The 5,128-nt window shown below is 54.0% G+C and carries 3 protein-coding genes; 2 read left to right on the forward strand and 1 reads right to left on the reverse strand.

Annotated features, from left to right (window positions below; translation table 11 throughout):
• The coding region (locus K2Y56_RS15220; protein WP_292509084.1) for an HlyD family type I secretion periplasmic adaptor subunit at positions 1–1,194 on the forward strand (1,194 nt) is incomplete at its 5' end.
• A gap of 1,067 nt (positions 1,195–2,261) precedes the next feature.
• Complete coding sequence (locus K2Y56_RS15225; RefSeq protein ID WP_292509087.1) at positions 2,262–3,620, forward strand: FkbM family methyltransferase; 1,359 nt, start codon at positions 2,262–2,264, stop codon at positions 3,618–3,620.
• Between the two features lie 369 nt (positions 3,621–3,989).
• On the opposite strand, the gene K2Y56_RS15230 is transcribed toward K2Y56_RS15225, so the two are convergent.
• Positions 3,990–5,128, reverse strand: a 1,139-nt coding sequence (locus K2Y56_RS15230) for a right-handed parallel beta-helix repeat-containing protein (protein ID WP_292509090.1), incomplete at its 5' end; no start/stop codon positions are given.

Consider the following 5,128-nt stretch of genomic DNA (forward strand, 5'->3'; position numbering starts at 1 on the left):
CTAGATCGAGCGGTGGTGAGCCCTGGCACCATCGCGGTTGAGAATAGCCGCAAGGTCGTGCAGCACTTCGAAGGCGGCATGGTTCGCGAGGTTCTCGTTAAAGAGACCCAAAGCGTACGAGAGGGTGATCTTCTGCTTCGGCTCGATCCCGTCCAAGCAAACGCCAGCGTCGACCTGTTCCGGTCGCAGCTCGACGCCACGCTGATCCAAGAGGCTCGGCTGCTGGCTGAACGCGACGGCAAGAATACCCTCGACCTTCCGCAAGAAATTCAGACGCGACAGTCCGAGCCGGGCGTTGCACGGGTGATCGCCGATCAGGCGGCCCAGCTCAAGGAGCGGCGGGGCTCGCTCGGCGGTCAGATCGACCTCCTTGAATCGCGAGTGAAGCAGCTCCGTAGTGAAATTTCCGGACTCGGCGTCGAGAAGGCCGCCACTGAGCAGCAGGTCGCCTTCATCAACCAGGAACTCGTTGGCTTGCGACAGCTGCGCGAGAAGAACCTGATTCCGATCAGCCGGCTTCTGGTGATGGAGCGCGAGCGTACTCGTCTCGAGGGGGTCATCGGCCGCTCGATTGCCGACGCTGCCAAGGCGGAGAACGGGATCAACGAGGCGGGCTTGCAGATCACGCAGCTGCGTCAAAAGCTGCAGGAGGAGATCTCCGGCCAGCTCCTCGAGGCACGCCAGAAAAGCTCGGAACTGCGCGAGAAGCTGGCGGTCGCCTCGGATGTCCTGAAGCGCCTCGAGGTTCGGGCTCCGCGCTCCGGCGTCGTGCAAAACCTCAAGGTCTACACCCTTGGCCAGGTCGTGCGTTCGGCAGAGCCCCTGATGGAGATCGTACCTAACGACGACAAGCTCGTCGTCCACGTGCAGTTCGCCCCCAATGACCTCGAGACGGTGAAGGCCGGCATGCCGGCAGAGATCAAATTCCCGAGCTTTCACTCGCGCCGTATTCCGACGATCCTCGGCAACCTCGAGACCGTGTCCCGCGATCGCCTGATCGATGAAGCCACGCGGCAGCCCTACTTCCTTGGCATCGTGCAGATCAGCAAGCTGCAGATTCCCGAACAGATGCAGGAACGGTTGGTGGCAGGTATGCCTGCTGAAGTTGTCATTACCACGGGAGAACGCACGGCGCTCAATTACATGGTCGCTCCATTCTTCGAAGCACTCGGCCGCTCGTTTAATGAGCATTAGTAAGAAGCAGACCGCGCCTCTGTCGATTGCAGCGCTGCCCAGAGACGAAATAAAAAGATATCCGACAAGCAAGATCGGTTGATGATCTTCATCTTGGTATGCCAGACTGCCGCGACCGCATTTGAAGCGGAGGGCTGGCGTCGATTAAAAGAGATCAGCGTTGTACAGACAAGGCTGCGAGTCAACGCATGGCAGGGAGCATGGAAGCATATGCGTCTGTAGTAGCTTCACAATACTAGCGCATTGCTTCGTCGATCTTGGCTTTAAGCAGCGTCCTTCCCCCGCATCGAAGCGTGGCAGAAGGAACCGGCTGAATGAAACGGATCCGGGACGAGCTGGCCACGGTCGGCACTTCGTCGGTTGAGCTGATAGTCATGCCGCTTGCTCCGACATTGACTGGAGGCGGCTGCCACGACGGTCGCGTGCTAGCTGTCGCATTGAACAGCTCACTAACCAACCCTCGAATCCGCCGGATCCATTGCCCTCAGGCCTGACAAGTCTCTGCCGACAAAATCGGCCATCATCGCCTTTGGTGACACGCGGACCGAATTTGCAATACTCTATCGCTGATGAGCCAGCGTAGGCTTGAGAGCTGCAAGCATCTACGTACCCCTGTTCAGGTTGGCGAAAGACCGCTTGCACGGCTGGTCCGCGTCTGAAATCTCTTGCTCCACTACCAAGGAGCAAAGATCTGTGCGTTAGGCGCACCAACTTGATGTTTTTCCTCACATTCGGAGTTTCTGAGCCATGTTTTGTCTAATATAATAAGCTGTTGTTGCCACCTGTTGCCGACTGCAACCAATCTTCAATTGACAAACTTGAGTCTATTAGGTCTCGTCTTTCGCCTTCACATGGTGTCGGCTGGCATCCTGCCATTTCGGCATGTCGGGCTATTTCAGTCTGCTCATTTGCCATCTGGTGCGGATAAAGGCTACATGATTGGAGATTGCCTTTAATTTAGCGCGGTATTTTGTTTGGGGCGCTTGGGGACAGGCAAATAAGCCCGCACCTGTTGTTTATATAAACACAATTAATAGAAATCAACAAACTAAGAACGGAGTCGTAGTGTGACGTTCACATCATATGCGCAGAACTTCGAAGATGTGATGCTTTGGCGGGCGTTCAGCAACATATCTGATGGATTTTACATTGATGTTGGTGCAAACCATCCTGATATAGACTCGGTCACGAAGGCATTCTACGATAAAGGTTGGTCAGGAATTAACATTGAGCCAGTCGATAAGGAATTTGAACTCCTAAGAGAAGGCAGAGTCAGAGATTTAAATCTAAATGTTGCCGTGGGAAGTGAGCCGGGCAGCATGCAGATTTTCACCTTTCCTGGAACGGGGCTATCGACTTTCGACTCCGATAACGCGCAAGCAAATGTGGCGGCGGGTCACCAGATGCTTGAGCGCAACATTGAAGTTTTGACGCTTGTAGACATATTTAATCGATATGTGTCACGAACTGTCGATTTTCTCAAAATCGATGTTGAGGGATGGGAAAAGAACGTATTGCTTGGTGCGGATTTCAAAACATTTCGTCCAAAGATCGTATTGATTGAATCAACCATCCCAGGATCTCAGCAATCCAATCACGAGAGTTGGGAGTGGATGCTGGTTGATGCGGATTACAAGTTCGTCTGGTTCGATGGACTAAACAGGTTTTATATCGCTAATGAGTATTTTGGCGATCTCTCTCGCAATTTTATTACACCTCCAAATATTTTCGATGGATTCATCAGCCACGCGTTCGCAGAAGCCGGCAAATCGGAAGAAATATGGCTTCGCGCAGAATGGACCGCTGCAATAACAAAAATAGAAGCGATACAGGCGGAATGTAAGGCCTTGTCGGCAGAGCGTAATTGGCTCCAATCCGAATGGAAGGGCAGCCAAGTCCAGATGGAAGCGCTCCGATTTGATCGGGATAGTATAACAGCAGATCGAGATTGGCTTCGCTCTGAATGGGAAGCATCAGTCGCAAAAATCGAAACAATACAATCCGAGTATCATGCTGAGCGGAATTGGCTTCGTACTGAGTGGGCTGCATCAGTCGCGCAGATCGAAGCGATACAATCCGAATTTCATTCTGAACGGAATTGGCTTCGTTCTGAATGGGACGCAGCGCTCGTACAGAAGACGGCGATTGAAGTTGAACGCGATGGCCTCATCATCGAGCGAAATGCACTTAGTGCGCAGATTGATTCTGCTTTGCAGCAGAAGAACGCAGTCGAGAACGAACGAGACGCTTTGAAAGCAGAGCGGGACGAGATGCAAAAATTAAGTGCAATTTATCACAGCCGTGTTGAAGCTCATTATCAGATGGTGAAACGGTCGTTTGGGTGGAAAATGGCTTGGCCGCTTCGGTTATTGCGAATTGATCCTCATCTCAAGCGGCCGACTATGCCTGAGCGAGGATCTGTATAAAACTCAGTTTAAACAATGTTTGTCTGTTGCCGGCATCGTTGCGCCGATGGCACATTGATGGGGTAGGCCATTCATCATGCTTACCGGAAATTAGCAGACCGCCTCGTTGCGCACGATGATGAGAACCTGCCGTATTGGTTCATCGAACTGCTCCCGCAGCGAGCAAAGCACCGGTGCGATAAACGGTCGGTTCTCGCGTTCGTCGTGTGAGGTTTGTGCCACTCGACCGGCAGATGTCCCGCCTGCCGACGTGGTGAGCGTGAAACCGCCTGATGTCGTTTCGTCTGTACTGCGTCCCTAATCGCCCCCAATTCCTGGACCACCGCGCATCCGGCACCAGCAGCAAAGACAAGAACCAGGCAGCAGCATCTAACGCAATGGTGCTGAACGAATGGAGCCGAATGACGTACACACTTGAATGGCAGTCTGATCCGCCTTCACGGTGATCTCACCAGGAGTGCAAGGCGCCTTTGGGCTGCGAGTGACGAGAGGAATGATCGGCGGTTGGTTTGTCGAGGCGATTTGGTAGGCGACGGCAAAATCTTGCACAAACTGCTGAGCAATAGCTGAGGGTGTAATTGTTCCGCCGGCCTCGATCTGACGGACTCCAAAACTACCCGGTGATTTCGTGCCAGAAAACACGTTAGAACCAACAGCAATCGACCCGGTCTTTGTCGTATAAGAAATCAACAGTAGACCTGCGTCTCTTACATTGGAGCATGTATTTCCTGACACAGCACCGATTTCGCTGTCGACGATAGAAATGCACGTATTTGCACCAATAGACGTATTCCCAGCGACAACGAAGCGGCCACCACCCGGCACGTTCACGGGAGGTCGCACCTTGCCTTGCTGATCTTTGTAGCCGGCCTGAACTGTGCCGGCATTCTCGACGCTGATGGCCGTAGCCGTTCCGATGAAGACGTTGCCGGATATCGTGAAGTCATGGCTAACGTGGGAAGAGTCTTCGACGGCATAGCGGGCGACCCGAATGCCCTGACCGGTCTGCTGTCCCTGTGGGTTCGCGACGCCGTAGATCCGATTGTTGCTAATCTGCCAATCCGTGCAGCGGTCCATGACGATGAGGGGCGCGATGCTGCCACTTCGCTGAACCACATGGTTGCCGTGGATGTGGAAGCCCGAGCCACCAATCGTACAGACAGGGCCGCTGCTGTCATCGTTAGCGTCGAAATAGGATCCCCGTACCTCCACACGCCGTGTCCCGTTCGAGAAAGCAAGGCCGTCTCCGCTGTTGCCGATGAAACGGCTATTCTCGACCAACCAATCGGTTCCGCCGAACGCGACGATGCCTTGCGCGTAGGCAAGCACCTTGCCGTTGGCATCCTTCCGGTAGTCACCGAAATCCCGGAACGTACTCCCTCGAATGGTAACGTTGGCGGCGCTTCGGAAAGTCACACGTGGGCTGCCGGGGCAGCTTTCGAATCCTGCCGAGCCGCAAGGTTGAGTGGCTGGACCGTTCCCCTTGAAGACGATCCCATCGATCAGGA

Origin of the sequence: Methylobacterium sp., from assembly GCF_019745455.1 — a bacterium.
Taxonomy (GTDB): Bacteria; Pseudomonadota; Alphaproteobacteria; order Rhizobiales; family Beijerinckiaceae; genus Methylobacterium.